The sequence below is a fragment of the Mangrovihabitans endophyticus genome, from assembly GCF_014646155.1.
Classification (GTDB): domain Bacteria; phylum Actinomycetota; class Actinomycetes; order Mycobacteriales; family Micromonosporaceae; genus Actinoplanes; species Actinoplanes endophyticus.
In genome coordinates, this window is record NZ_BMMX01000020.1 from 1 (window position 1) to 26349 (window position 26349).

Here is a 26349-nt window from a genome sequence, read left to right on the forward strand (position 1 = left end):
TCGTGCACCGCTGCGGGCCCGGCTGCGGCGCGACTGGCCGTTGCTGGTGATGGTCGCGCCCGGTGTGCTGTTGCTCGGCGTCTTTCATTACCTGCCGGTGCTCGGAAACGTGGTCGCGTTCCAGGATTACAACCCCTACCTGGGTGACAGCCCGTTGCAGGCGTTCGCGAACAGCACCTGGATCGGGTTGGAGAACTTCCGCATCCTGTTCGACGACCCGGCGTTCTGGGACGCCGTCTGGAACACCCTGTCCATCACCGCGTTCCAGCTCGTGTTCTTCTTCCCGCTGCCGATCCTGCTGGCGGTCCTGCTCAACAGCGTGCTGTCCACGCGGCTGCGCGGCTTCGTGCAGACCGTGGTCTATCTGCCGCACTTCTTCAGCTGGGTGCTGGTGGTCACGTTCTTCGTGCAGATGCTGGGTGGCGCCGGGCTGCTGTCCCAGGAACTGCGCGACGCGGGCATCTCGCCGCCGCAGATCATGTCCAACCCGCACACGTTCATCGTGCTGGTCACCGGCGAAGCCGTCTGGAAGGACGTGGGCTGGGGCACCATCGTCTTCCTGGCCGCGCTGTCCACCATCGACCCGAACCTCTACGAGGCGTCCGCGGTAGACGGCGCCAGCCGCAGGCAGCGGCTCTGGCACATCACCCTTCCCGGGCTGCGGCCGGTCATCGTGCTGCTGCTGATCCTGCGCCTGGGCGACGCGCTCACCGTCGGCTTCGAGCAGTTCCTGCTGCAACGCGACGCGGTCGGGCGACAGGCCGCCGAAGTGGTCGACACGTACGTCTATTTCCAGGCGATCATCACCGGCGACTACGGCCTGGGCGCGGCAGCCGGACTGTTCAAAGCGCTCGTTGGCCTGTTCCTCATCCTGCTCGCCAACCGGGTCGCCCACGCGATGGGCGAACAGGGGGTGTACTCGCGATCATGACGACCACCGCGCACGCCCGCCGCCCGGCCTGGGAGGAGAAGCCCTCACCCGCCGGGCAGACCATCAAGGGCGGCATTCTCCTCGCCGTCGTGCTGGCCGTGCTGATCCCGCTGTGGGTGGTGCTGGTCACCAGCGTGTCGTCACGGGAGACCATCAACGCCGCCGGCGGGCTGGTGGTGGTGCCCCGCGAGATCGACCTGGACGCGTACCGGGTCATCTTCGCCGGCGGGCAGGTCGCCCGTGCGCTGGGGATCAGCGCCGTGGTGACGGTCATCGGCACCGCGGTGAGCCTGGTGGTCACCGTGCTGGCCGCGTACGGGCTGTCCCGGCCCGGCTCGGTGGCGCACCGAGGGCTGCTCTTCTACTTCCTGCTCACGTTCCTGATCTATCCGGGGCTGGTGCCCAGCTATCTGGTGGTGACCGGCGTCGGCCTCAAGGACAACCTGTTGTCGCTGGTCCTGCCGGTGGCGGTGAACGTGTTCAATCTGGTCGTGGTGCGGGCGTTCATCCAGAACATCCCGGCCGAGCTGATGGACAGTGCCCGGGTGGACGGGGCGGGCGAGTTCCGCATCCTCCTGCGCATCGTGCTGCCGCTGTCCAAGGCGGTGATCGCGGTGGTGGGCCTGTTCTACGCCGTCGGCTACTGGAACGTGTGGTTCACCGCGCTGCTCTACATCGACGACAACCAGAAGTTCCCGATCCAACGGATCCTGCAGAGCTTCATCCTGGCCGGGCTGACGCCGCAGACCTCGGGCAGCGCGGTGGGCGTCGCCCTGCCGCCCACCCTGGCGATCAAGATGGCGGTGGTCGTGGTGACGGTGTTGCCGATCGCCGTGGTGTACCCGTTCCTGCAACGCCACTTCATCCGGGGAGTGCTGATCGGCGCCGTCAAGGGGTGACCGTCATGCCGACCGCATCGCCGCGCGCACGCCGGGAGATCCAACTCAGTGTCAACGGCTGGTGGGCCGGCAGGACGCCCGACCAGCGGCCCGGACCGGCCGTGACGACCAGCGGCGTGTCGCGCCTCGCCACCAGCTCCGCGATCACCATGCCGGGTGCCCAGCGCAGCTCGCGCAGGGTGATCGCGTCGCGCGTCCGCAGCCCGGTGACCCGCCCGCGAGGCCAGGCGGCGGGCAGCGCGGGCAGCAGGTCGAGCCGGCCGTGCGCGCATCGCACGAGCATCGCCGCGACGACCGCGGGCAGGCCACCGGCGATGTCCACGTTGAAGATCGCGCCCCGGTTGTGCGTCGGCACCAGCGTCGGCCGCCAATAGCGGGTGGCCATCCCGGCGACGCACCGGTACGCCTCCTCCGCCATGCCCAGCGCCGCGGCGGCCAGGCCGAGCTGGGTCAGCCCGTACGCCATCTCGTCCGCCTCCGCGGTGTCCCACCAGGCCAGCCGGTCACGCACCGCGGCCCGTGCCGCCGCCCGGGTCGCCGGATCCTCGGTGATCAGCGGATCCGGCTCGTACCACAGCGGCCACAGGTGCGACGCGTGCCGGTGCGCCGGCTGGTCGTCCAGATCCGGGTGCAGCCATTCGGCCAGCCGGCCGTCCGCCACCCGGTAGCCCGGCAGCGCGTCCCGCAACGTCCGCCATCCTTCCCGGTCCGGCTCCTCGGGGCCGGTCAGCGCGAGCAGGTTGGTCAGCACGTCGCGGGCGATGGCGACGTCCATGGTGGCATCCACGCATGCCTGCGATCCGGTGCCGGCCGGCGCGTTCTCCGGCGAGTAGGACGGCGCGAACGTCGCACGCCCGTCCCGGATCTGCACGAAGTCCCGGAGGAACTGCGCGCATTCGCGCAGGAACGGCAACGCCCGCTCGTGCAGGAACCGCTGGTCGCCGGTGTATCGCCAGTAATCCACGTAGAGCCGGGCGAGCCAGCCCGCCCCGGCGGTCCAGAACGTCTGGCACCACACCGGCCCGAAGTGGTTCTGCCGGCCGTGGGTGGACAGGTGCACCGGCGTCAGCACCCCGCCCGCGCCGTACAGCCGTCGAGCGTTGCGCCGCAGGTCGCCGCGGACCCGGTCGATCAGGTCGAAGACCGGCAGCAGCAACTCCGGGGTGCCGGTGGGCAGCAGACCGGCGACCGCCGCGGCCAGGTTGCCGTCCAGCGTGTATCCGCTGGACCAGGGCGGCGTCCAGGTGCCGCTCCAGACGCCCTGCAGGGTGGGCGGCAGCGCGCCGCAACTGCTGATGATCACGTACCGCCCGGCGTCGAAGAGGCGTTCCACCAGTGCCGGATCGGCCGCGGCGCGGCCCTCGCCCGCGTGCGCGAGCAGATCCGCGGTCGCGGCGGTGCGCTCCGCGGGTGCCGCACCCAGGTCCAGGTGGACCCGGCCGAACAGCTCGCCGTGCACCGCCGCGTGCTCGGCGAGCAGGGCATCGAAGTCGTCGGCCGGGGGCTCCGGGTCCGGGTCGCCGGGCAGCAGCGTGCGGATCACCAGTACGGCGTCCGACTCCAGCACCCCGGCGGGAGCCGTGGCACCGCCCCGCACCCGGCAGTGCACCCGATAGCCGGAGAGTGCGCCGGGCCAGGTCGCCTCCGGAAAACGCGCGGACAGCATGATCGCCTCGGGCGTGACCGCCACATCGGACACATACCGGCGCGGTGGCGCGCCGTCGATCGGCGTCAGTCGCAGGCTGCCCGCGAAGCCGCCGGTGGCGCTCAGCCGCACCACGATCGCGTCCAGGGGCCGGGAGGCGAACGCGGACAGGCACACCGTGCCGGCGGCGTCTTGCCGGCGCAGCGTGACCAGGCCGGTTTCCGGGTCGACGTCGCGCCGCACCGGTCCGGCCGCGCTGGGGGAGCGTGGCCGCACGGTCAGCGTGGCGGCGCCGACCAGCGGGTCGATCCAGAGAGTCTCGGCATACCGCGGGTCCGCCGCTGCCGCTTCCCGCCAGACCGCGGTGGCCGCCTGCGCGTACCGGCCGGCGCGCAGCATGTCCCGCAGCTCGGGCAGCCTGCTCGCGGTGTCCGGCGGATCCCGTGGCGGGTGCAGCGGCAGGAACAGCCGCTCGTGCGAGAACGTCAGCCGCAGCGCCGCCGGACCGCCCCGGCACAGCGCGCCCTGCCGGCCGTTCCCGGTGACCAGGGCGTCCTCCCAGCCGTCGTTGACACCATCGATCACCGCACCTACTTTGGCTGGACTCCCAACAAAGGACAAGGGGGCCGGCGTGTTCTACGGCGGCGACTACAACCCGGAGCAATGGCCGGAACGGGTCCAGGACGAGGACATGGCGCTGATGCGCGCGGCCGGCATCACCGCGGTCACCGTCGGCGTGTTCTCCTGGTCGTGGCTGGAACCGGCGCCGGGGCGGTACGAGTTCGACTGGTTGGACCGGGTGCTCGACCGCCTCGCCGCGCACCGGATCGCCGCGGTGCTGGCCACCCCGACCGCCTCGCCGCCGCCCTGGTTCTCGCTGGCGCACCCGGAGGCACTGCCGGTCGGCGCGGACGGCGTGCGGCTCAGCCACGGCAGCCGGGACACCTACTGCGCCAGCGCGCCCGCCTACCGGGCCGCCGCGCGCAGCATCGCCGCGGTGCTGGCCCACCGGTACGCCGAACACCCCGCCCTGGCCCTGTGGCACGTGCACAACGAGTACGGCACCACCTGCCACTGCGACATCACCGCCGAGGCGTTCCGTGGCTGGCTGCGCGCCCGTCACGGCGACCTGGACGGCCTCAACGAGGCCTGGACCACGGCGTTCTGGAGTCAGCGCTACACCGACTGGGCGCAGGTCCGGCCGCCCCGGGTCACCCAGTACCTGCCCAACCCGGCACAGGTGCTGGACTTCCGCCGGTTCACCTCGGACGAACTCCTCGACGCGTACGTCGAGCAGCGCGACGTGCTGCGCGCCGCGACCCCGGGCATCCCGGTGACCACCAATTTCGTGCTCGGCGACTGGGTGCCGGTGGACCATGCGCGCTGGTCGCGCGAGGTCGACCTGGTCGCCGTGGACCATTACCCGAACGACGCCGGTCCGGCCGCGGAGGAGCAGGCGGCGTTCGCGGCGGACCTGGCCCGGGGATGGGCACGTTCCGCCGGCGCTGCGGACTGGTTGCTGATGGAGACCGCACCGAATCTGATCTACACGCCGGACCGGATGCACACGAAGGAGCCCGGCCGGATGGTGCGGCAGAGCATCGCCGCGGTGGCTCGCGAGTCCCGCGGCGCGATGTTCTTCCAGTGGCGTGCCCCGTGCGGTGGCGCGGAGCTGTTCCACTCCGCGCTGGTGCCGCACGCCGGGCCGGACAATCGGGTGTTCCGCGAAGCCGTCGAGCTGGGCGACCGGCTGCCCCGGCTGACCGAGGCCGCGGCCGGACGGGTCGACGCGCGGGTGGCGGTGCTGTTCGACGAGCCGTCCGCGTGGGCCCTGCAGGCACCGGGCCTGCCGGCGCAGGTGAACCACCGGGCGGAGGCGGAGCGGGCGCACCGCGCGCTCTGGCGCCTGGGCATCACCGCCGACGTGCTGGGCGGCGGCGACCTGAGCCGGTACGCGATGGTGGTGCTGCCCGCGCACTACCTGATGAGCGACGAGCGGGCCGGGCGGTTGCGCGCCTGGGTGGTTGCCGGTGGCCGGCTGGTCGTCACCTATCTCAGCGGCGTGGCCGACGAGCATGCCCGGATCCGCACCGGCGGGTACCCCGGCGCGCTGCGGAACCTGCTCGGCGTGCGGGTGGAGGAGTTCCACCCGGTGCCGCCGGGGGAGACCGTGCCGCTGTCCGGCGGGGGCACCGGCGCGCACTGGACCGAGACGGTGCACCCGGAGGGGGCCGACGTGGTGACCCGGTATGCCGCCGGGGTGCTGGACGGCCGCCCGGCCGTCACCCGGCACGCCCTGGGCCACGGGGAGAGCTGGTACGTGTCCACCCGTGTGGATGCCGGCGGCCTCGCCACGCTGCTGCGCACCGTGGCGGAGGCCGCCGGCATCGGACCGGTGTGTGCGGATTTGCCGCCGGGCGTCGACGCGGTGCGCCGCCGCGACGGCGAGCGTTCCTGGCTCTTCCTGCTCAACCACACACCGGAGGCGCACGCGGTGCGCGCCGCCGGTGTGGACCTGCTGACCGGTGACCGCGCGGACGGGATCGTCGAGCTGGCCGCGGGCGGCGTCGCGGTGATCCGCGAGGATCCGGCGTCCGGCCGGGTGGTGGGGGCGTCGCATGCGGAAAAGCCCGGAAAGCCCTCAGGGCGGTGACCCACCGGCCGATTGTTGCGGCCGACCTCGTGAGCGGGAGGGAGGGGCGACCGTGGAAATGGCGATGGAGATCGGCTACGGGCTGATCGAGGATGCCTTCGGTGAGTCGTCCCCGGTCCCGTGGTGGGCGTGGATGGGCGCGCTCGGCATGGTCTTCTGGGGCCTGCTGGTGCCCGGCGCGAAGGATGTCCGACCCGCGGCCGACGACGACGACCGTCTACGCGCCGCCGAGGCTGCTCTGGGGCGCCGTTCCTGAGTGGTCGGTTGTCCGCCGCGATGGCGGCGAATCGTTGCGGCCGTTCCGCCGAACGGCCGATGGCCGGAGAGGGCCGTCCGGACGGAACTTGCGCCGTGGCCCACTGTCCGCTGCGGATGTGGATTCCAGCAGGCAGGATGCATTCCGTACGCCGATCTTGGGGGGAACGGAATGGTGGAAATCCATCACTTTACGCACGGATGGGTGACCCCCGGCTTCAGTTATGCACTGTCCGTGCTCGGCTCGTTGCTCGGTCTCGTGTGCGCGATCCGCCTGCGCAACGCGCAGAACACCGCCGGGCGTGTCTGGTGGCTGAGCCTCGCCGCCGTGGCCATCGGGGGCACCGGCATCTGGACCATGCACTTCGTGGCCATGATGGGTTTCAGCGTGGACGGCACGCCGATCCGGTACGACGTGGGCCTGACCGCGGCGAGCGCGCTCATCGCGGTCGTCTCGGTGACCGTCGGGCTCTCCATCGTCTCGTTCGGCAACCGGGCGGGCAGCGTCCGGATCATCCTCGGCGGTCTCATCTCCGGCCTGGGCGTCGGCGCGATGCACTACACCGGCATGGCGGCGATGCGGCTCAACGGTCACATCGAGTATGGGATCGGGCTCGTCGTGGTCTCCATGGCCATCGCGGTGGTCGCCGCGACGGTGGCGCTCTGGCTCGCCCTGACCGTCCGCAAGGCGACCGCGATCGTCGGCGCCGCGCTGGTCATGGGCGTGGCGGTGAACGGGATGCACTTCACCGGCATGGCCGCGATGTCGGTGCACCGGGTGAACGCGAACGCGATCGGCACGCCGTCCGGCGCGACCGCGAGCCAGATGCTCATCCCGATCGGGGTGGCGGTGCTGTTCGGCGCGCTCGGTCTCGCGTACGCGCTGATGGCCGCCCCGACGGACGAGGACCGCGCGGCCGCTGCCTACCTGGCGTCCCGCAGGTCGCCGGACTCCTCGGTGCCGCAGTCGACGGGCCGCCCGGCGCCGCAGGCGTCGTCGCGGCCGGACATCCCGGCGTCACGGGAGGCCGGTCGCCAGATGCCGACCATCGGCGCCTCCTGGACGTACCGGGACCGCTCCGGACGGTGAACCGGGCGGCCCCGCGGCCTGGTCACTTCGGTGAGATCAGCCAGTTCCAGGCCCGTTTGAGCAGGCTCTCCTCGTCGGCCTCGGCGTTCGGCTCGGCCAGTTCCGCGGCCGGCACCGCGACGATCACCCCGCGTTCGTAAAGCCCGTCCACCTGGTCCGGCCGGGCGAAGCGGTGTCCCCGTGGGGTGGTGAGGATCAGCCCGTGGAAGATGTCCTCTTGGTCGTCGGCGAGCACGTGGGCCACCTCGCCGACGGACTCGCCGGACCGGTCGTAGACGGCGGTCCCGTCCGGGAGCGCCAGATATGCGATGGGAGCGCCCAGGTCCTCGGGCGCCGTGTCGGTTTCCTCGGCCATGCGCGCGAGGTACCCAGATCGGCGCGGGTTCAGTCCGGCGTCGGCAGAACGGCGACGTCCCGGTAGAAGTGGTTGATCTGGCGCACCGTCGATTCGAAGTCGTCCAGTCCGAACGGCTTGGTCACGTAGGCGTTGGCTCGGTGCTGATAGCTCGCCACGATGTCCGGCGTGTCGCCGGAGGTGGTGAGGATGATGACCGGTATCGCCTTGAGCGTGTCGTCGCTCTTGATGGCCGCCAGCGTCTCCCGCCCGTCCATCCGCGGCATGTTCAGATCCAGCAAGATCAGATCGGGTCGCGGCACGCCGGTGAACGGCTCGTCACGGCGCAGAAAGTCCAGCGCCTCACGTCCGTCGGCCACACGGTGGACGGTGGTGCGGGCATCACTGTTCTCCAGCGCCTCGGTGATCATGAGTGCGTCGGCATCGTCGTCATCGACGACGAGAACCTGCAGACTCCGCACCGCGTCCCCCTTTGGTTGCAGTGCGGCAAGCATAGGGGTAGTGCGTCTCGCCTCGCCAGCGGGTTGGCACCGGTCTCACATCGGCACGCTGAACCAGCTCGCTACCCGGGCCGGGGACATGTCGTAGCCGGTCGCGCGCGCCCCGGCCCAGTTGACGCCGACCAGCAGGCCCCGCACATCCATGTCGGGCAACCAGGCGTCCAGCCAGTCGTCCATGTCCACCTCGACGACCTCGAAATTGCGGTACGGGCCCACCTGGTCGACCACGCGATGAGCGCGCGACGCACGGGACCAGAAGGGCAGTGCCCGGGTGCCGTCCGGTGCCTTCGGCGTGGGGTGGCCCAACTGGTCCCGGATCGAGAAGACCCGCCAGTCCTGCGTTGCCTCACGTCGGAAGGCCGCCCGGTGCGGACCGCTCAGGGACATGCCGCCTCCTCCTCGTTGTCGCGCCTGCACCCATCGTCGCTTCCCCCGGGGCGCGGAGGGCGAGAAAGGGCAAAACGACCCCACCGCCGCGTGCCGTCCGCGGCGGGCAGCGAGCCGTTACCGTCGCGCGGTGGAGATTCTGGAGGCGACGTCGTCGCATTGGCCGCAGATCTATCCCTTCTTCGCGCGGATCGTCGCGGCGGGGGAGACGTACGCGTACCCGGAAGGTCTCGGGTCGACGGAGGCCGCGGAACTGTGGATGGAGCGCCCACCCGGCCGGACCGCGGTGGCGGTGTCCGGGGGACGCGTGCTGGGCAGCGCGAAGATGGGCCCCAACCGTCCGGGTCGTGGCGCACACATCGCCACGGCCGCTTTCATGGTCGATCCGGAGGCGTCCGGCCGGGGCGTGGGGCGGGCGCTCGGCGTGCACGTGGTCGAGTGGGCGCGCGCCGCGGGCTACGTCGGCATGCAGTTCAACGCGGTGGTGGAGACCAACACCGCGGCGGTGCATCTGTGGCAGGCGCTCGGTTTCCGCATCATGACGACCATTCCGGGGGCGTTCCGGCATGCCACGCGCGGTTTGGTTGGTTTACACGTTATGTACCAAAAACTCTGATTGTTCCCCGATAGCGCAAAGTCTGAATAGTCTGTTTCGTGACGCATCACCACCGGGGTGGTCCAGCGACACGGAGGAATGAGATGAGCAAGGGCCGGCGCATCGCATCACTGGCCGCGGCCGCGACGGCGGTCGTGGCCGTGACGTCGGTAGTCCCGACACCGGTGTCCGCCGCAACGGAGACGAAGGGCCCCGAGCCGGTCAACGTCTCGCTGCAGACGGTGCGCGCGCACCAGCCGACGTTCGTCCACGTCTGGTGGCGCACCGACAAGACGATCTGCGACTTCGAACTGCGGGTGTGGGGGACGCCGCGGGTGGAGGTCGGCTACCCGGCGAACACCGGCACCTACACGTCCTTCTCCCACGGCAGCAGGCTCGACAAGCGGGAGATCGACTACACCGCCTTCCGGGTCGACGCGGACGTCGCCGGGTCCCGGTGGATCTCGCTGCCCGCGATGCTGACCTACCGTTCCTGCGCCGGGGAGCCGCGCGACTTCGCCCGCACCACCACCTTCCGGCTTCCGGTGCACGTGCCGTCCGCGGCGGGCGGCGGCTCCGCCAGCTCCTGAGCGCCCCGCCCGTTTCTGTTCCACGAAGGTGCGCGCGGCCGGCGGGGGCGGCCGGCCGCGCGCGGTCCTCGGGATGGCGGGCGTCAGCTCACCGATCGGCCGCCATCATCAACGCGGTGGGGTCGGTGCAGACGAGTTCGACCGCCCGGGCCACCGTCGCCGGGTCGTACGTGGAGGCGTGGAACAACACCGTCACGTGGAGCACGCCGCCCATCTCGCTGAGGGCCACCGTGATGTCCGCCGGTCCGGTCCGCGTGGGAACGCTGTGGTTCACCCGCTGCGCCGCCTCGATAGACCACGGCAGGTCGGCGAGCGCATCGTGCGAACCCTGATCGATGAACGTCAACCGCGGTCGCGGGTCGGCCGCTACCTCCCGCGGATCCGGCGTGCCGGGCGCGCCGGCCACCGCGGCCCTGGCCCCGCGCAGCAGCATGACGGTGCGCATCGAACCGCGCGTCAACTCGTCCGTCAGCGCCGCATGGATCGCCGCGGGGTCGGTGAGCGAAGCCGGCGACAGGTAGCGCCGTGCGTCCACCACGAAGGTGGCGCCGCTCTCGTCCGGATGCAGACCCAGCTCGCGCAGGGCCGCGGCGAACGAAGCGAAGATGACCGCGGACGTGCTCACCCCCGGCGCGTACCGGTCGCGCCAGGCACGCAACCGGTCCGCGACCTGCGCCGACCGGTCGTACCGCACGGCGAGGCCGGGCGTCCACGGCCGGGTCGGCGCATCCGGCCGGCGCGGCGCGCGAGACGGCCGGAGCGCCGCACGCCACCGTCCCGGCCGCGCCCCGCCCTGCCGCCACCAGGCCCGCGGCAGGACGGTCCGGTGGCGAGACAGCGGTTCCATGTCGGCGGCCCGTTCCGCCGCCGCGGCCCGGATCAACTCACGCAGCAGGACGTTCACCGGACCGGCGTCGCCGTACGCGCCGGCGACCTTCATCGCCACGTATCCGCCGCCGGTCAAGATCCGGACCGGGTGGTGGCCACGTGGCTCGGCGAGTAGCCGCTCGGTCATCGCGCCCGCGTCGGCGGGCGCGTCACCCAGGTCGGTCACCGCGTCCCGCGCGTACGCCGCGAACGTCGGCGCGTCCATGTGCAGCCACCGCGCCCCGGAGCGGTCCAGGCGTGACACCGCGCGATGCGTGGGATCCGCGGCGTGCAGACCTGCCAGGGCGGCACGCAACCGCTGCGCGGACACGCCGGTGAGTGGCCCGACGGTGCGAACGTCCTCGGTCGGCAGCCCGGCACGTTCGAGCACCGTCAGGCTGGTGGTGGACACGAACCCGGCATCGAGCTCGGGGCGGGCGAAGACCACCCGCAGCACGGTCGGCGCGACAAGCACGGCCTCCAGCACCATCACCGCGGCCACCCAGGCGACCAACTCGGTCAGGCTGCCGCGGCTCCCGCCGTACCACGCGGCCAGCAACTCGGCGAGGCCGGCGAACACGGAGAAGATGCCCGCGCCGCGGAGCCGACCCTGCACCCGGGAGACGGCCAGGAAGAAGTGATGGAAGATGTACGCCAGATAGGTGAGCGCAAGGATCTTGAGCGCGGTGCTCGCCGATGCCGCGTACGACGCGCCGAACAGCGACATGATCGGTTCGGCTGCGAGGGCCACCACGATCGACGCCGGCAGTCCCACCACCAGGGAGATCGCCAGGCCGACCCGGACCTTGGAGCGCAGCGCCGCCTTGTCGCCGCTGGCCACCGCGAACAGGGTGAGCGCCACGTTGCCCGGCACCATGGCCAGGACCGCGTTCACCATGAAGGCGGTGTAGAAGGCGGCGTTCGCCTCGGCGGAGAGCACCGCCGTGACGACCAGCGGCAGTGTCGCCCGCGGCAGATAGGTGGCCAGGTTCAGCAGGTTGTGGTCGAAGGTCGCCCGGCCCCGTCCGCGCAGCAGCGCCAGTCGCGGCCGCAACGAGTCGATCACGCCGCGCCGGCGCAGCGTGCGGCTCAGCACCGCGATCGACAGCACCATGCCCGAAACCCAGGTGAGCAGCAGGCCGCCGCCGGTCACCGTGATCGGCAGCAGCGCCACCACGCCCAGCAGTGCCAGTTTCAGCACCGAGAACCAGGCGTTGCGCATCAGTTGCAACGGTCCCCGCAACAATCCGACCAGGGCCTCGTCCAGCACGAGCGTCATCGAGTTGAGGGCGATGCCGGCCACCAGAAGGACGGTGGTCGGCGCGTTGCCGAGGGCATCCTGCAGCCCCGGTATCCACAGGTGGGCGACCACGATGTAGCCCAGGCCACCGACCGTGGCGGCGCTGCCGGCCACCAGCATGCACGTGGAGATCAGCTCCCATCGGCGACCGGCGAGCTTCGGCAGATCCGAGATCAGCATGGTGCCCATGCCGAACATCCCGATGGTGCCGATCAGCGTCATCGCCGACACCGCGGCGGACGCCTTGCCGACCGCCTCGGCCGGTGCCGTCCGCGCGGCGAGCCACCAGTAGACGAAGCCGAACAGCGAGGTGACGGCGGTGGTCGCCATCAGCGATCCGGCATTCAGGAGGAGATCCAGGTGGCCGCGGAGGGTCGCCACGAGGCCTCTGCGCGGCGCATCCGTCGGCGATGCCTCGGTCGTGGTCAAGAGCCCCCCAGTGATCGACAAGAAAACGGTAGTTACTCGTCATAATGGGGCGGTAGGGCGAAGCGGACGAAGCTAACGTCACCTTCCGGAGTGGAGCCGGTGCGGTCTGGCGGGTTCGGGGAGCCGTTCGGCGGAGGGCCGGACGGCCACATCTGCCTCAGCCGGGCTCATCACCCCAGACCGGTCGACTCCGCCCAGGCGGTCTCACTCCTCCCAGACCGGCACGGAAGGGAGGCCGCGCTCGGCGCGCGCCCGGTCGGTCAGTTCCTGGATGAGCTCGGTCTTACCTCGGGTGTAGGCGTCGCCGGGACCGTGCCGGGCCATCAGCCGGCGCTTCACCTGCGCGTATCGGTCCCGGTCCGCCGGATGCGCACGCAGATGGTCGCGCAGCAGCCGCTCATTGCGGGTCGGCCAGCTCGCGACCGTCACCACGTGCAGGTGGACGACCAGCCCGTCCGGATCCGACCGGCGCAGGAACAGCCGCTCCGGCATGTCCGTCGGGACCACCTCGAACCCCGGCGGCGCGGTGACCGAGGCGAGGTCGTCGACCGCGGCCATCAGGTCGATGACCGGCTTGGCGGCCAAGCCGGGCACCGCCGTGCTGCCGATGTGCTCGATCACCGCGAACCGGTCTGCCAGGTCGGTGCACCACTGCGCGCCGAGCCTGGACCACCGCTCGTCGGACTCCACGATGCTCACGTCGGACCCCCGTCTCCGTAGTCGATCGCGTCGACAGCGACCCTAAACCCGGCAGACCATGGTGGATCGGCGCCCCCGTGGCGCCGATCCACGCGGGCAACCTAGCGGCGGCCTCTGACATTCTCGGGCGCCGATGCCGGAGGCTTGGCACAATGCGGCGATGACCACTCTTGGCGTCGTCTTCCTACCGCAGAATCCGCCCGAGACCCTGCCCGCCGTGGCCCGCGCCGCCGGCGCGGCGGGGCTGGAGGAACTGTGGCTGTGGGAAGACTGCTTCCTCGGCGGCGGGGTGTCGTCGGTCGCCGCCGCGCTCGCCTCCAGCACGCATGTGCGGGTCGGCCTGGGTGTGATGCCGGTGCCGTTGCGCAACGTCGCACTCGTCGCGATGGAGATCGCCACGCTGTGCCGCATGTTCGGCGACCGGGTGATGCCCGGCGTCGGGCACGGGGTGCAGGACTGGATGGCCCAGGTGGGTGCCCGCCCGGCCTCGCCGATGACCCTGTTGCGGGAATATGTGACAGCGCTGCAGGCACTGCTGCGCGGCGACATGGTGACGACCGAGGGGCGCTACGTCCGCCTCGACGGGGTGCGTCTGGACTGGCCGCCGGACCCGGCCCCACCCCTGTGGCTCGGCGCCACCGGCCCGAAGACGTTGCGCCTGTCCGGCGAACTGGCGCACGGCACCATCCTGTCCGGTGGCACCTCGCCCGAGCTGACCGCGCGGGCGAGGGAACTGACCGGCGGCCATCCCCTCGCGGTGTTCGTGCCCGCCGCGACCGGTCCCGGCGCCGAGCAACGTCTCGCCGCGCTCACGCTGGATCATCCCGGCGTGCACGGTGACGCGGCCCAGATCGCGGACGCGGTGATGCCGTGGATCGAGGCGGGCGCCACCTCGGTGATCCTCCAGCCCACCCCCGACGAACCGGATCTGCCGGGCTTCATCAGGTTCGTGGCGGAGCAGGTCAGGCCCAAGATCCCGCGGGCCTGACGGGACGTCCGGGCAGCTCGCGAAACGGCCGTTCAGCCGGCGCTGGCGAGTTCCACATCGCCGGCATCGCCGGTGTTCTGCCCGCCGCCGTCTTGCCCGCCGGTCGAACCGGCGCCGTTCTGCCCGTCATCCTCGGTCGCCGGATCCGACGCTCCGGTGCCGCTGCCGCCGGTGGACGACGGGGACGGGGACGGGGGTGTCGCGGCGCCGCCGGTCGGCGTGGCGGACGCGGACGGAGTGGACGGACCGCTTGTGGATGATGCCGACGGAGTCCCTGCCGCGGTGGTCCGGCTCGGCTCCGGGTCGGCGGCCTCCCCGTCTCCGGTGGCGCTCGGCTGCTGAGGCGACGCGGCCGGTAGCGGGTCGAGCTGGGCGCCCGAACGCGGCTGCGTCGGCACGACGCCGGACGGATCCTGGGGTGCCGATCCGCCGCCGCCGGAGGACGCCGAGCGGTCCACCTTCTGCTCCGAGACGATCGCCGGGGGCTCGTCGGCCGGGGCGGTCGCGGTGCGCCCGAACTGCGCGCCGAGCCACAACGCCGGGCCGAGTCCGACGGCGACGATCGCGCCGAACAGCGCTGCCGGTCCCCGTTCCATCGGCGCACCCCCTGTTTCGCTGACGATCTTCGCTTCGGCTCCGGGTCGTTCTGTACCCCATAACCCGGAAGATGAAGCAAGCACCGCCTCATCCCAGTGTGGCTTCCGGCGACGCCTCGATCACGCGGATTGTCGCGGCTGTGACCATGCCGTTGCGTGCCCGTGTCGTGACGCCCGCTCACTGAGGAGAACGGATGTGGTGCGGGTTCGGTTCAGCACCGAGGCCCGTGAGGTTGTGCCAGATCAGCGAGGTCGTGCCAGAAACGCCAGGGCGTCGTCCAGCGCCCGCCAGCCCCCGGGCAGCTCGTCGGAATCGAGCGCGGTGCGCACCGACAGGGCACCCCCGTCGCGCAGACGCAAATCCCAGGCCCGACGGGTCCGGCGCCGCTGGATCGCCCCGGAGATCTCCGCGTACGGCACGAAGCGCCCGTTCGGTGCCGCCTCCCCGCCCGCGGCGAAGCGCGCCAGGCGGTGCTTGGCGGCGCCGTGACGCCCGCGGGGGAGCCCGGGCACCAGCAGCAGTCCGGACTCGGCCACCAGCAGATCCGTGCGTGCGCCGTCCACCACCAGGTTGACCACCCCGCTGAGCACCACCGGGCGCGGCTCGCTCGTGCCGCCCGAGGCGGCCGGGTCGATGCCGGCGTCGGCCAGCCGCGCACGCGCCGTGCCGACGGTCGCCGGGTCGCTTGCCTGCACGGCCGGCCCACGCAGGTCCAGGTGCGAACCGTCCCGGGCGACCAACTCGGCCGTACCGGTCCAGCTATGCCGCCACCGGGCCGCGCCGCCGTCCAAGGCGGCCAGCGCGAGCAACAGAGTGATCAGTTCGATGACCCGCTCGGATCGCTCGTCCGGTGCGAGATCGCCGAAGACGCCCTCGGCCGCCTTGCCCAGTCGGCCGTCCGCGGCGAGATCGAGCACGTCGGCGGCGGTCCGCACGATGGTGCCGACGGTGTGCGAGAGGGCGCCGAGGGCCGCATCCGCCTCGCGCCGCATCTCCGCGGACCGGGCCGCGCCGAAGAACTCGTCCCAGGTGACCACGACGCGTCCGGCGGCCGGAAAGGACACCTCCTGCAGCGCACGACCGAGGCCGGGCAGGTCCGGCACCAGGTCGCCGTCCGGGAGCCGGACGGATCCGGCCGTCGTCGTGTCGATGGCGGCGCGCCGCTGGGCGGCCGGGGGATGGGTGTCCCAGAAACCCGGGGGTGCGGGTTCCTGGGCGCGCAGCGCGGCCATCTCCTCCGCGCGCGCCGCCAGCATCCGCAGAAACCCACCGAAGATGTCGTCCGGCGCGCAGCCGGCCTGCCACCCCGGGCCGAGATATTCCGCGTGGAAGACCCGTTGCAGCCGCTGCAGGGCGGGCAGGTCCCGGAGCACCGCCACGGCCGCCGGGCCACCGGCGAAGGCCGCGGCCATCCGATCGGCCGCGAGCTCCGCGTCGCGGCGCAACGGCGCGTCGACGGCGCGGTACCACCGGGCGTACGCGCGCAGCAGCGGACCGGCCGGATTGCGGTGCGAGATGCGCGGCACCACCCGGCCCACCGTCAGACGACCGCGGTGCGCCACCCGGGCGAACCGGCCGCCCGTGGTGGGCGAGCCGTGCGCCATCTCGTGCGCGACCGCGGCGGCCAGCCACGCCCCGTCCCACACCAGCAGCGGCGGCATGCCGAGGTAGAGCTCGCGGCGCCCGCCGAGCAGGCCCAGCAGTCGGCCGCGTTCGTGCAGTGTGACGCGGGCCTCGGCGATCACCACGATGCCGTCCGGTGGACGCGTCGCGGCGGCGCGGGCGGCGTCCTCGACCATGGTCCACAGCGCGGGCGCGTCGTCGCGGCTCACCGGCACCCCGGCCGGCGGCACCCGCCGCGCGTGCAGAGCCCGCCACGTCGCGTACGCCATGACGCCGACCGTGGCCATGCACACCGGCCCGCCGACGCGCAGCGCGAGCGGGCCGGGCAGCAGCGAGAGCAGGAGCAGCACCGGCGCCACGACCAGGGCGAGTTGCAGCGTCGCGACGACCGGGAACCCGGCGAGCGTCAGCACCGATGCCCGCGCCCGGACGCCACCGCTCACACCGCACCCCCTGAAGACGCTCGGCACAGCGTAGCCGCGCGCGGCGGAGGGCTCAGCGCACCGGCAGGTCGTGCAGCGGCCGGGTGCGCACATGGTCGTCGTGCCATTGCGCACCGACGCGGAATCGCTTGGTGCCCACCACCGAGAAGCCACTCTTCTCGTAGAACCGTGCCGCCCGTCCGTTGCGCTGGTTGACGCCGAGCCAGCAGTGCAGCGCGCCGGTCGAGGCCGCCGCCTCCAGAGTCGCCGCCATCAGCGCCGCGGCCACGCCGGAACCGTGCCGGTCCCGGGCGACATAGAACTTGCTCAGTTCGATGCTGGCCTTCTCGTCCACCACGGCGCCCACGTCCGGGTCCAGGATCGGGCCGTCGACAAGCATCGAATAACCCGCCGGCTGCCCGTCGGCCAGGGCCAGCAGCACGATGCGGTCGGGGTCGGCCAGATAGCGGGTGAAGCTGTCCACGGACAGATGGGTCGCCACGAAGGTGTCGATGTCGGCCTGCTCCGTGCCGGGCGGGCAGGCCAGGCCGAACGTCCGAGCGGCCAGGTCGTGCAGGGGCGCGGCGTCGTCCGGCGTCGCGCGGCGTGTGGTGATCGGCATAGTCCGGGAGTCTAAGTTTGTTTTCGTGAAAGAACCTTTACAGCTCGGCGATGTGATTCCCGTCCCCGCGCAGGTGCATCCCGACCCGGATGCCGATTTCACCGTGACGGCAGACACCAGCCTGGCCATCCGGGGCCTGCGGGACCCCGTCGAGGGCATTGCGCGGCGGCTCGTGCAGGCGCTGGCGGAGCGCACCGGCGTGCGGCCACGGCTGGCGGAGGACGGCGATCTGGCTCTCTGCCTCGACGAGACCGATGCCGGCCTGCTCCGGCTCGGCGACGAGGGTTACGAACTGGTGATCGCCCAGCACGGCGTGACGCTGCGTGCGGCGGCGCCGGCCGGGTTGTCCGCGGGCGCGCAGACCCTCGCCCAACTCGCCGACCGGAACGGCCGGCTGCCGGGCGGGCGGATCGTGGACCGGCCACGCCTGCCCTTCCGCGGCGCGATGCTCGACCTTGCCCGGCACTTCTTCACCGTGGACGAGATCAAGCGGTACATCGATGAGATCGTCGTCTTCAAGATCAACCATTTGCACCTGCATCTCACCGACGACCAGGGGTGGCGCCTGGAGATCCCGGGATGGCCGCGGCTGACCGAGGTGAGTGGCGGCGCGGGAACGGGAGTCGACGGGGCCGGGCCGGGATTTCTGCGCGCCAAGGAGTACGCCGACGTGGTCGCGTACGCGGCGGAGCGGTTCGTCACCGTGGTCCCGGAAATCGACATGCCCGGTCACGTGCATGCCGCACAGGTGGCCTACCCGGAACTCGCCGGCCGCGACGAGCCGATCGCCCCGCGCACCGACACCGAGGTCGGATACAGCTCGCTGCTCGCCGGCTGCGACGTCACGTACGCGTTCGCCGAGGACGTCATCCGCGAGGTCGCCCGGCTGACGCCCGGCCCGTTCCTGCACATCGGTGGCGACGAGGCGCAGGCCACCACGCGCGCCGATTACCAGACCTTCCTGTCCCGCGTGCTTCCGCTGGTCGGCAAGTACGGCAAGCGGGTCGTCGGCTGGCACGAGATGGCCGCCGTGGACCTCCCGGAAGCTGCCGTCGTGCAGTACTGGCGGATCGAGCCGGCCGACGACGGCGTGGCTCGCGCCGCCGCCCGGGGCAGCAAGGTCATCATGTCGCCGGCCGATCGGACGTACCTGGACATGAAGTACGACCCGGACTGCCGGCTGGGGCTGGAATGGGCCGGGATGCTCGACGTGGAACGCGCGTACCGATGGGATCCGGCGGAGCGGCTGCCCGGGGTCGGCGAGGAGGCGCTGCTCGGTGTCGAGGCGCCGCTCTGGTCCGAGACGCTGCGCAGCATGGCGGACGCGGAGTTCATGACGTTTCCCCGGCTCGCGGCGACCGCCGAGGTCGGGTGGTCGCCGCGCGCGCGGCGGGACTGGGATTCGTTCCGACGCCGCCTTGCGTCGTTCGGCCCGCGGTGGACCGCTCGCGGCGTCGCCTTCCACCGCGCGAGCGCCATCGACTGGAACTGACGGCCCGGCAGGTGAACAGTGACCCGGTGCCGCAGGCACATGAACAGCGGCCCGGTGCCGCAGGCACATGAACAGTGGCCCGGTGCCGCAGGCACATGAACGGCGGCACCGGGCCGGGTGGATGCGGTCCGGGTGGATGTGGGCTCAGAGGGAGATCAGGCGGTTGAGGATCTCCCGGTAGCCACGCAGTTGCACACGCAGCCGTTCGGTGTCGTCCGAGTCCTGCGCCAGCGCGTCCTTCTGCCCGCGCAGGCTAGCGGTGAGCTTCTCCACCGCCTCGTCGACCAGGCCGCCGGCCTCGTCGGTGGCCTCCTTCGGGCTGTCCACGAACCGCAACTGCACCTCGCGCCAGCGTTCCTGCAGGGCGCGGGCGTCCTGCTCGCCGAACAAGGTCCCGAGTTCCGGGGCGGCCACGGCGCCGGGCTTGGCGTCCTTGCTCGCTGCGGCTTCCGCCGCGCCGTCCGCTCCGGCGGCGACCACGGCCGGCTCGGCGGGCGGGGTGTCCGTCTCGGCTGGTGTGGTGTCGGCGGACGGGGTTTCTGAGGGCGCCTCCTCCTCGGTGGCGGTAGCGGTGTCCGCCGCGACGGCCGGAGCGGCGTCCGCGTCGGTGCCGGTGGTGTCCGGCGTGGTCGGCTCGTCGGCGTCCAGCGGCTTCTCGGTGTCCGGGTCGACCGCAGTGGGATCGTCGAAGCCGCCCTCGTCCTTCAGCGCCGCGTCCTCGCCGCGGGTGTCGTCGGCCGGCTTGCCGTCCGGTCCGTACGTCGTGGTGCTGCTCGCCGTGGTCGCCGGGTCGGAGTCGGGCGGCGTCCCGGCGTACGCGGTGCTCTCCGCCGGGGTGCCGTCCGGCTCGGCGGAGTCCGCTACGGCAACGGTGTCCTCGCGGTCGTTGTCCGGCGTGCTTCCCGGCGCGTCCGACCAGGGCGAGCCGGCCCGCTGCGGGGGTACCGCGACGGGTTCCGACTGCACGCTCTCCGGTGCGTCGTCGCGTGCCTGCTCGGGGCTCTCCTGCTCGGCGCGCGTCTGCACCTCGCCGCCCTGCTCGTCGGTGTTGTCCTTGCTCTCGTTGGTGAAGAAACGCATCGTCGGGCTCCTCAGCGGCTGGTCTCGGTGGTGGTCGGGCTGGGGTCGGTGTCCCCGGCCGGCGCCGTCTCCGCCGCGGGGGTGTCGGTGGTGTGCTGCGCGGGCGCGTTCTGCACCGGGTCGGTGCCCAGCAGGTCGGCGAAGAGCGCACGGTAGTGCACCAGCGCCTGGCGCAGATCCTCGGTGCTCGCCTCGCCCCGCGCGCTGCGTTCGCTGATGTCGTGCGCGTCGCGATAGTGGCCGAGCGTGCGGGCGTGCTCGACGGAGAGGTTCGCCAACTGATCGTCGTAGTCCGCGGTCGGGTAGCCGCGCTCGGCGATCAGTTTCGTGGTGAGCTCGTCCGCGGTGGCGACCGCCTCCGCCGGGGTGTCGACGAACTCGACCTGGACTTCTTCCCACGCCACCGAGTACTTGGCCTGAGACTCCGCGGAGAGCGGCTTGAGCTGGAGCTCGTGGTGGCGTCGTTCCCGGTCGCGGAGTTCCTTCTCCGCGTCGGTGCGGCTGCCGGTGTCCGCGACCACGCGGTCGTACTCGGGCCCGAACGTGGTCTGCAACCTTTTCCGCCGCCCGGCCTGCACGCCGTAGATCACGGCGGCGATGACCACCAGGACGACGATGATCAAGAGAATGATGAGCCAAGGGGACATGGGACCCTCCTTCGTCACCGCCTGCTATTCCCAATCGGCGCTGGTTGTCAACCCGAATCTGGAGAAAGAGGTGAGCCTCGATGCATGTTGTCGGCCATCGGACCGATGAACCGACTCACCGGACATTGTGGTCAATAGGCCACGTTGTGGCATGCTCGCCAGGTGGCCGGACCCGATACTCATTACGTATCCTTCGCTAAGCCGCGCCTCGAAATCCCTGGTCGAGGTTCCGGGGCACGGCTGGGGCGCACGCCGCCCGTGATGACCTCGTTCACCAGGTCGGGCGTGACTTGGACAAACTGGGGCGACGCGGCGTGTCGGTCCCTGCCGAACACGTCGGGCGGAGCTTGATGACATCTCGCAGCTGGTCGATCCGTTCGAAGATCATCGCACTGATCGCGGTGCCGTTGGCCGCGTTGCTGGCGTTGTGGATCTTCGCGACCATGCTCGCCTCTGGCCCGGCGCTCAACCTCCTGTCCGCGCGGACGGTGCTGGACACCGTCGGCAACCCGGGCCGGGTGCTGGTCAGTGAGCTGCAGAAGGAACGCCGCCTGTCGGTGGAGTTCCTGTCCACCCCGGACGGTGGTGAGGCGCCCACGCTCTCCGCGCAACGCGACGCGACGGACCGGGCGGCGGCCGATTTCCGACGGTCCGCGGGCAGCAGCGATGCCCGGGACGTGTCCGGCGATCTCTTGCGGTCACGCATCGAGCAGGTCCTCACCGAGCTGAACACGCTGCCGGCCAACCGGGCACACATCGACGCCCACGAGGTCGACCCGACGGGTGCCCAGGGGCTCTACAACACGCTGATGGACGCCGCGTTCCAGATGTTCACCGCCACCGCCACGTTCGGTGACGAGGGCATCGACAGGGACGTGCGGGCGCTGATCGTGGTCGGGCGCGGCCAGGAGTACCTCAGCCGTACGGACGCGATGCTGGCCGCGGCGGAGACCGCGGGCCGGTTCACCGCGGACGTCCGCCGGGAGTTGCTCTCCTCGGTCGGCACCGCGGGCTTCCTCCTCGCCGAGGGTGTCGGGGATCTGCCCGCCGAGCAGCGCACCGCCTATCAGGAGCTGAGCGGCGGTGAGGCGTTCATCCGACTGCGGGCGATGCAGGCGACGCTGGTCGCGGACAGCCGGGCGGGTGCCGCGTCGCCGGTGTCCCAGTCGACCTGGCAACCGGTCTACGACCGTTTCACCGAGCAACTGCGGACGTTCCAGGTGAACGCCGCCGCGGCGCTGGCCGATGAGGCCCAGCCGGTCGCGGTCGGCGTGCTGATCCGGCTCGGTGCGGCCGGCCTGCTCGGTCTGCTCGCGGTGGTCGTGTCGGTGGTCGTGTCGATCCGGGTGGGCCGGTCGCTGGCCGGCCGGCTGGTGCGGCTGCGTGGCGAGGCGCTGGAGATGGCCGGTGAGCGGCTGCCCACGGTGGTGCGCCGCCTGCAGCGCGGGGAGACCGTCGACGTCGACGTCGAGACGCCGCCGTTGGAATACGGCGGGGACGAGATCGGCCAGCTCGGACACGCCTTCACCGAGGTTCAGCGCACGGCGGTGCGGTCGGCGGTCGAGGAGGCGAACGTCCGGCGCGGCATCAACGAGGTGTTCCTCAACATCGCCCGGCGCAGCCAGACGCTGCTGCACCGCCAACTGGCCCTGCTGGACAAGATGGAGCGCCGCGAGACCGAGCCGGACGAGCTTGAGGACCTCTACCGCGTGGACCATCTCGCCACTCGCATGCGTCGGCACGCGGAGGACCTGGTGATCCTGGCCGGCGCCGCGCCCGGCCGGGGCTGGCGACACCCGGTCGGCCTGATCGACGTGGTCCGCGGCGCGATCAGCGAGGTGGAGGACTACAAGCGGATCGACATCCGAGGCGTGCAGCCGTCGGCGGTCGTGGGTCGCGCGGTGGGCGATGTCATCCACCTGCTGGCCGAGCTCCTGGAGAACGCCACCTCGTTCTCCCCGCCGCAGACCCGGGTGGATGTCGCCGGGCAGGTGCTGCCGAACGGGTACGCGATCGAGATCGACGACCGTGGCCTGGGCATGTCACAGGAGGCCATCGACGAGGCCAACCGCAAGCTGCTGGAGCCGCCGGAGTTCGACCCGTCGGACAGTGCCCGGCTCGGCCTCTTCGTGGTCGCGCAACTGGCCCACCGGCACGGCGTCCGGGTGTCGCTGCGGCCGTCGGCGTTCAGCGGCGTCACCGCGATCGTGATGATCCCCGGTGAGCTGATCACCGCGGCGCCCGGACTGGCGGCGCTGCCGGCCGGCCCGTCGGCGACCGGTCCGGATCAGCCGCTGGTCGGCAACGGCACCGATGATCCGCAACGCCGTTCGCTCGCCGCGTTGCAGTGGCAGGGTGCGGAGAAGCTGCAGTCGCTGCCGGTGCAGGGCCGGCCGGCGACCATCGAGGGCACGGCCACACCGGCGGAGCCGGCCGCGCCGGCGGGCAGCCCGGCATCGCCGGGCCGGGCGATTCCCCGGCCCCGGACGCCGGTCACCGGGCCGGCGCCGAGCAGCGTCGCGGCCGGCCTGAGCGCGGAGGGGCTGGTGCAGCGGCGGCGGACTCCGCGTCACCGGCCCGGGGGAACACCCGTCGAGGCGGCGGCGGAGACGCCGCAGCCAGCCGCCGAGCCCGCGGACGGCGCCCGGGAGGGTGCCGCGCCGGAGTCGCCCGCCGATCCGCCGGCCACCCCGGAAGGGCTGCCACGCCGGGTCCGGCAGGCCAATCTCGTCCCGCAACTTCGTGAGCGGCCGGTGACGGACAATCAGCGTGACGTCATGTCGCTGCGGTCCCCCGAGAAGGTCCGTGAGCTGATGTCCGCGCTGCAACAGGGCACCGCGCGCGGGCGGTTGGCGGCGGCCGGCATCGATCCGGATCACACCGCCCCGGCCGCGGCCACCGCGGAAGAGGCACCCGGCGCCGATGCCGGATTTTCCGAAGCAGCTACCGTCAGTCTTCCCGTGGTGCGCGACGACGGCGCGGGGGAGACGGGCGGCGACGACTCCGACCGGCACGGCGGCGCCGGGCGCGGGGACAAAACCGATGGGCCGGGCAGGCACGACGGCTCGTCACACGCACCACATGATCAGGCCGGATAAGGACGCAAGGTGGCAGAGACAAAGCAGAGCGCGAACCTCACCTGGCTCCTCGACGATCTCGTCGAGCGGGTTCCCTCCGCGCAGCAGGCGGTGGTCCTGTCGGCGGACGGGCTGATGATGGGCTCGTCGTCCGGGCTGGACCGGGACGACGCGGAGCATCTCTCGGCGATGGCCGCGGGATTCCAGAGCCTGGCCAAGGGCGCGAGCCGGCACTTCCGTGCCGGGCCGGTGCGGCAGACCGTGGTGGAGATGGAGACGGCGTTCTTCATGGTCACCGCCGCCGGCCAGGGCGCCTGCCTCGCCGTGCTGGCGGGCGAGGACGCCGATCTCGGCCTGATCGCGTACGAGATGGCCATGCTGGTGGTGCGTGTGGGCGAGACGATGGATGCGCCGGGCCGGCACGGGGTGACGCCAACCGATGCCGGCTGATCCGCTGCAACGCTCCGGGTCGGGCGATCCACTGCGGACACCGCACGACTGGATGGATCACGACGCCGGGCCGGTGGTTCGCCCGTACGCGATGACGGGCGGCCGGGTCGTTCCCTCCGGGACCGGGATCGACCTGGTGGCGTTCGTGGTCTCGACCATGCCCGACGCGGGCTCGGGACCGCACATGCATCCCGAGCACCACGCCATCGTCGCCGCCAGTTGGGAGCCGATTTCGGTGGTGGAACTGGCTGCGAAGCTCGACCTCTCGGCCGGGGTCGTGCGTGTTTTATTGGGTGATCTACGCTCTGCGGGGTTGATTTCGCTGTACGAGCCACCGGCGGCGACACAGCCGCATGATGTCGACGTTCTCAAGGCGGTTGTCGATGGCCTCCGAGCGCTCTGACCGGATTCCGGTCGCGCTGAAGATTCTCATTGCCGGCGGGTTCGGCGCGGGCAAGACCACCATGGTGGGCTCGGTCAGCGAGATCCGGCCGCTGCAAACCGAGGAGGTGCTGACCGGCGTCGACGGCGCGGACGACACCGACGGTGTCGAGGAGAAGCGCACGACCACGGTGACGATGGACTTCGGTCGCATCACCATCACCGACGACCTGCAGCTCTATCTGTTCGGCACTCCCGGCCAGGACCGTTTCTGGTACCTCTGGGACGAGCTGTCGCACGGGGCGCTGGGCGCGGTGGTGCTGGCGGACACGCGCCGTCTGGCCGACTGCTTCCCATCCATCGACTATTTCGAGCAGCGCGGCACACCGTTCGTGGTCGCGGTGAACTGCTTCGACACCGACAAGCGGTTCACCACCGACGCGGTGGCGCGCGCGCTCGACCTGGACCCCGGAGTGCCGGTGGTGCTGTTCGACGCCCGCGAGCCGGTGGCCGCTCGCAACGTGCTCATCGAACTCGTCGAGTACGTGGCCCGGCGGCAACTGACGACGGCAGGACGGTGAGTCTGGTTGGATCGGGACGTGGCCGAGCCTGCTGAATTCCTCTACGTCGGTTGCTACACGGGTGAAACCGGGGGCGACGGTGAGGGCGTGGCGCTGCTGCGCCGCGATCCGCGTACCGGCGATCTGACCCGTCTGGGTGTCGCCGCTCGGACCCCGTCGCCGTCCTTCCTCGCCCAGCATCCGACGCTGCCGGTGCTGTATGCGTGCAACGAGCTGGAGGCGGGCACGGTGACCGCGTTCGCGGTCGCCTCGGACGGCGGGCTGACTCAGCTCGCCACCCGACCGACCGGCGGTCGCGAGCCCTGTCACCTGGCGGTCACGCCGGACGGCCGCCATCTCATGGTGGCGAACTACTCCAGCGGCAGCGTCGCGGTGCATCCGCTGGACGTCGACGGCGCGCCGGACGAGCACTGCGACCTGCTCGACCTGGCGGGTAACGGCCCGGACGCGGAGCGGCAGTCCGGCCCGCATGCGCACATGGTGGCGCCGGATCCGAACGGTCCGGACGTGCTGGTGTGCGACCTCGGCTCGGATCGCGTGTGGCGGTCGCGCCTCGATGCGGTCTCCGGTCGGCTGTCGCCGCCGGAACCGGCGGTGCACGCCGCACCGGGGACCGGCCCGCGTCACCTGTTGCGGTCTCCGGACGGGGCGCTTCTGCTGGTCGGCGAGCTGGCGGGGGATCTGGCGTGGTACCGCGCTGCGGGCGGCGGCGTCTGGGAGCGGCGAGGTGACGTCCCTGCGAGCACCGTCGCCGGGCGGAACCTGCCGTCGGAGGTCGCTGCCGGGCGCGACGGCCGCTTCGTCTATGTCGCCAACCGCGGGCCGGACACAGTGTCGACGTTCGCCTGGGATGCCGAGACCGCGACGATGGTCGCGGAGGTGCCCACCGGAGGCTCCTGGCCGCGGCACATGGTCTTGCTCGGCAATCACCTGTACGTAGCCAATGAGCGGTCACACACCGTGACAGTGTTCCGGATCGACCCCGATACCGGCGCGCCGCAGGTGCAGGGTGATCCGGTGACCGAGTCGAGTCCCACGTGTTTGCTCCCGTGGCGGAGGATCGCAAACGCGAAGTAATCGCAGGATTACTCGAAGTAGCGGATACTTTAGGAAATTCTTATCCGAGTAACTTTCAACCGAACGTATATGGCATTCGGTTCCAACGATGCGCAGTATGGAGCGCGTGTCAGGACG

Annotated in this window: 25 protein-coding genes; 14 read left to right on the plus strand and 11 right to left on the minus strand. The window is 71.7% G+C overall.

Going from position 1 to position 26349, the window contains the following annotated elements; all coding sequences use genetic code 11:
• Window positions 1-931, plus strand: a 931-nt coding sequence (locus IEY73_RS20355; protein WP_189080858.1) for an ABC transporter permease, incomplete at its 5' end; no start/stop codon positions are given.
• A complete protein-coding gene (locus tag IEY73_RS20360) occupies window positions 928-1830 on the plus strand; it encodes a carbohydrate ABC transporter permease (protein WP_189080859.1) in 903 nt (300 codons plus the stop codon). The genes IEY73_RS20355 and IEY73_RS20360, both read left to right, overlap by 4 nt.
• On the opposite strand, the gene IEY73_RS20365 is transcribed toward IEY73_RS20360, so the two are convergent.
• Window positions 1820-4060 carry a glycosyl hydrolase family 95 catalytic domain-containing protein gene (locus IEY73_RS20365; RefSeq protein ID WP_189080860.1) on the minus strand — a complete coding sequence of 747 codons (2241 nt, stop codon included), beginning with the start codon at window positions 4058-4060 and terminating at the stop codon, window positions 1820-1822. The two genes, IEY73_RS20360 and IEY73_RS20365, sit on opposite strands and share 11 nt — an antisense overlap.
• 46 nt (window positions 4061-4106) lie before the next feature.
• Here IEY73_RS20365 and IEY73_RS20370 point away from each other — a divergent pair, with 46 nt between their 5' ends.
• The 3 genes from IEY73_RS20370 to IEY73_RS20380 all read left to right on the plus strand — a co-directional run bounded on the left by IEY73_RS20370 (window position 4107) and on the right by IEY73_RS20380 (window position 7473).
• Window positions 4107-6128, plus strand: coding sequence for a beta-galactosidase (locus IEY73_RS20370; RefSeq protein ID WP_229715996.1), 2022 nt, complete (start codon window positions 4107-4109; stop codon window positions 6126-6128).
• 52 nt (window positions 6129-6180) lie between these two features.
• Window positions 6181-6384, plus strand: coding sequence for a hypothetical protein (locus IEY73_RS20375; RefSeq protein ID WP_189080861.1), 204 nt, complete (start codon window positions 6181-6183; stop codon window positions 6382-6384).
• 204 nt (window positions 6385-6588) lie between these two features.
• Window positions 6589-7473 carry an MHYT domain-containing protein gene (locus tag IEY73_RS20380; protein ID WP_306661514.1) on the plus strand — a complete coding sequence of 295 codons (885 nt, stop codon included), beginning with the start codon at window positions 6589-6591 and terminating at the stop codon, window positions 7471-7473.
• Window positions 7474-7495: 22 nt separating this feature from the next.
• Here the strand turns inward: IEY73_RS20380 and IEY73_RS20385 are convergent, their stop codons facing one another.
• The 3 genes from IEY73_RS20385 to IEY73_RS20395 form a co-directional block, all read right to left on the minus strand.
• Complete coding sequence (locus IEY73_RS20385) at window positions 7496-7828, minus strand: PRC-barrel domain-containing protein (RefSeq protein WP_189080863.1); 333 nt, start codon at window positions 7826-7828, stop codon at window positions 7496-7498.
• Window positions 7829-7857: 29 nt separating this feature from the next.
• Complete coding sequence (locus IEY73_RS20390; protein WP_229715997.1) at window positions 7858-8289, minus strand: response regulator; 432 nt, start codon at window positions 8287-8289, stop codon at window positions 7858-7860.
• Window positions 8290-8364: 75 nt separating this feature from the next.
• Window positions 8365-8715, minus strand: a complete 351-nt coding sequence (locus IEY73_RS20395; RefSeq protein ID WP_189080865.1) for a DUF2750 domain-containing protein — start codon at window positions 8713-8715, stop codon at window positions 8365-8367.
• 130 nt (window positions 8716-8845) lie between these two features.
• Here IEY73_RS20395 and IEY73_RS20400 point away from each other — a divergent pair, with 130 nt between their 5' ends.
• Together IEY73_RS20400 and IEY73_RS20405 are read left to right on the plus strand one after the other, a co-directional pair.
• Complete coding sequence (locus IEY73_RS20400; protein ID WP_229715998.1) at window positions 8846-9331, plus strand: GNAT family N-acetyltransferase; 486 nt, start codon at window positions 8846-8848, stop codon at window positions 9329-9331.
• Between the two features lie 83 nt (window positions 9332-9414).
• Window positions 9415-9900: a hypothetical protein gene (locus tag IEY73_RS20405; protein WP_189080867.1), complete on the plus strand. Its 486-nt coding sequence runs from the start codon at window positions 9415-9417 to the stop codon at window positions 9898-9900.
• A gap of 88 nt (window positions 9901-9988) precedes the next feature.
• Here IEY73_RS20405 and IEY73_RS20410 read toward each other — a convergent pair whose 3' ends face one another.
• On the minus strand, window positions 9989-12397 hold the full coding sequence (locus IEY73_RS20410) for a lipopolysaccharide biosynthesis protein (protein WP_189080868.1): 2409 nt from the start codon (window positions 12395-12397) through the stop codon (window positions 9989-9991).
• 303 nt (window positions 12398-12700) lie between these two features.
• The gene (locus IEY73_RS20415; protein ID WP_189080869.1) at window positions 12701-13195 is read right to left on the minus strand and encodes a GrpB family protein; all 495 of its coding nucleotides are present in this window, start codon (window positions 13193-13195) and stop codon (window positions 12701-12703) included.
• Window positions 13196-13355: 160 nt separating this feature from the next.
• Between IEY73_RS20415 and IEY73_RS20420 the strand changes: the two genes are divergently transcribed.
• Window positions 13356-14183 (plus strand): LLM class flavin-dependent oxidoreductase, encoded by an 828-nt coding sequence (locus tag IEY73_RS20420; protein WP_189080870.1) that lies wholly within the window; start codon window positions 13356-13358, stop codon window positions 14181-14183.
• Between the two features lie 32 nt (window positions 14184-14215).
• Here IEY73_RS20420 and IEY73_RS20425 read toward each other — a convergent pair whose 3' ends face one another.
• The 3 genes from IEY73_RS20425 to IEY73_RS20435 all read right to left on the minus strand — a co-directional run bounded on the left by IEY73_RS20425 (window position 14216) and on the right by IEY73_RS20435 (window position 17447).
• Window positions 14216-14779: a hypothetical protein gene (locus IEY73_RS20425; RefSeq protein WP_189080871.1), complete on the minus strand. Its 564-nt coding sequence runs from the start codon at window positions 14777-14779 to the stop codon at window positions 14216-14218.
• Between the two features lie 243 nt (window positions 14780-15022).
• Complete coding sequence (locus IEY73_RS20430; protein WP_189080872.1) at window positions 15023-16846, minus strand: M48 family metalloprotease; 1824 nt, start codon at window positions 16844-16846, stop codon at window positions 15023-15025.
• Window positions 16847-16898: 52 nt separating this feature from the next.
• Window positions 16899-17447, minus strand: coding sequence for a GNAT family N-acetyltransferase (locus IEY73_RS20435; RefSeq protein ID WP_189080873.1), 549 nt, complete (start codon window positions 17445-17447; stop codon window positions 16899-16901).
• Window positions 17448-17472: 25 nt separating this feature from the next.
• Between IEY73_RS20435 and IEY73_RS20440 the strand changes: the two genes are divergently transcribed.
• Window positions 17473-18939 (plus strand): beta-N-acetylhexosaminidase, encoded by a 1467-nt coding sequence (locus tag IEY73_RS20440; protein ID WP_229715999.1) that lies wholly within the window; start codon window positions 17473-17475, stop codon window positions 18937-18939.
• A gap of 144 nt (window positions 18940-19083) precedes the next feature.
• On the opposite strand, the gene IEY73_RS20445 is transcribed toward IEY73_RS20440, so the two are convergent.
• Together IEY73_RS20445 and IEY73_RS20450 are read right to left on the minus strand one after the other, a co-directional pair.
• Complete coding sequence (locus IEY73_RS20445) at window positions 19084-20019, minus strand: hypothetical protein (protein ID WP_189080875.1); 936 nt, start codon at window positions 20017-20019, stop codon at window positions 19084-19086.
• 11 nt (window positions 20020-20030) lie between these two features.
• Window positions 20031-20666, minus strand: a complete 636-nt coding sequence (locus IEY73_RS20450; RefSeq protein ID WP_189080876.1) for a hypothetical protein — start codon at window positions 20664-20666, stop codon at window positions 20031-20033.
• Window positions 20667-21016: 350 nt separating this feature from the next.
• On the opposite strand from IEY73_RS20450, the gene IEY73_RS20455 reads away from it, so the two are divergent.
• From IEY73_RS20455 to IEY73_RS20475, 5 genes are read left to right on the plus strand one after another with little or no spacing between them, the layout of a single operon-like run.
• Window positions 21017-23764 carry a sensor histidine kinase gene (locus IEY73_RS20455; protein WP_189080877.1) on the plus strand — a complete coding sequence of 916 codons (2748 nt, stop codon included), beginning with the start codon at window positions 21017-21019 and terminating at the stop codon, window positions 23762-23764.
• 9 nt (window positions 23765-23773) lie between these two features.
• On the plus strand, window positions 23774-24193 hold the full coding sequence (locus tag IEY73_RS20460; RefSeq protein WP_189080878.1) for a roadblock/LC7 domain-containing protein: 420 nt from the start codon (window positions 23774-23776) through the stop codon (window positions 24191-24193).
• Window positions 24183-24596 carry a DUF742 domain-containing protein gene (locus IEY73_RS20465; RefSeq protein ID WP_229716000.1) on the plus strand — a complete coding sequence of 138 codons (414 nt, stop codon included), beginning with the start codon at window positions 24183-24185 and terminating at the stop codon, window positions 24594-24596. Before IEY73_RS20460 ends, IEY73_RS20465 begins: the two co-directional genes overlap by 11 nt.
• The gene (locus IEY73_RS20470; RefSeq protein WP_189080879.1) at window positions 24577-25155 is read left to right on the plus strand and encodes a GTP-binding protein; all 579 of its coding nucleotides are present in this window, start codon (window positions 24577-24579) and stop codon (window positions 25153-25155) included. The genes IEY73_RS20465 and IEY73_RS20470 overlap by 20 nt, the downstream gene beginning before the upstream one ends.
• 18 nt (window positions 25156-25173) lie before the next feature.
• Window positions 25174-26232, plus strand: a complete 1059-nt coding sequence (locus IEY73_RS20475; protein WP_189080880.1) for a lactonase family protein — start codon at window positions 25174-25176, stop codon at window positions 26230-26232.
• Window positions 26233-26349 lie beyond the last annotated feature (117 nt).

Coding starts and splice junctions, on each gene's coding strand:
- IEY73_RS20395 (WP_189080865.1), bottom strand. CDS start 8,715: ATGTCCCTGAGCGGTCCGCACCGGGCGGCCTTCCGACGTGAGGCAACG.
- IEY73_RS20405 (WP_189080867.1), top strand. CDS start 9,415: ATGAGCAAGGGCCGGCGCATCGCATCACTGGCCGCGGCCGCGACGGCG.
- IEY73_RS20445 (WP_189080875.1), bottom strand. CDS start 20,019: ATGCGTTTCTTCACCAACGAGAGCAAGGACAACACCGACGAGCAGGGC.
- IEY73_RS20465 (WP_229716000.1), top strand. CDS start 24,183: ATGCCGGCTGATCCGCTGCAACGCTCCGGGTCGGGCGATCCACTGCGG.
- IEY73_RS20410 (WP_189080868.1), bottom strand. CDS start 12,397: ATGGCGACCACCGCCGTCACCTCGCTGTTCGGCTTCGTCTACTGGTGG.
- IEY73_RS20455 (WP_189080877.1), top strand. CDS start 21,017: ATGACATCTCGCAGCTGGTCGATCCGTTCGAAGATCATCGCACTGATC.
- IEY73_RS20470 (WP_189080879.1), top strand. CDS start 24,577: ATGGCCTCCGAGCGCTCTGACCGGATTCCGGTCGCGCTGAAGATTCTC.
- IEY73_RS20450 (WP_189080876.1), bottom strand. CDS start 20,666: ATGTCCCCTTGGCTCATCATTCTCTTGATCATCGTCGTCCTGGTGGTC.
- IEY73_RS20420 (WP_189080870.1), top strand. CDS start 13,356: ATGACCACTCTTGGCGTCGTCTTCCTACCGCAGAATCCGCCCGAGACC.
- IEY73_RS20425 (WP_189080871.1), bottom strand. CDS start 14,779: ATGGAACGGGGACCGGCAGCGCTGTTCGGCGCGATCGTCGCCGTCGGA.
- IEY73_RS20360 (WP_189080859.1), top strand. CDS start 928: ATGACGACCACCGCGCACGCCCGCCGCCCGGCCTGGGAGGAGAAGCCC.
- IEY73_RS20385 (WP_189080863.1), bottom strand. CDS start 7,828: ATGGCCGAGGAAACCGACACGGCGCCCGAGGACCTGGGCGCTCCCATC.
- IEY73_RS20435 (WP_189080873.1), bottom strand. CDS start 17,447: ATGCCGATCACCACACGCCGCGCGACGCCGGACGACGCCGCGCCCCTG.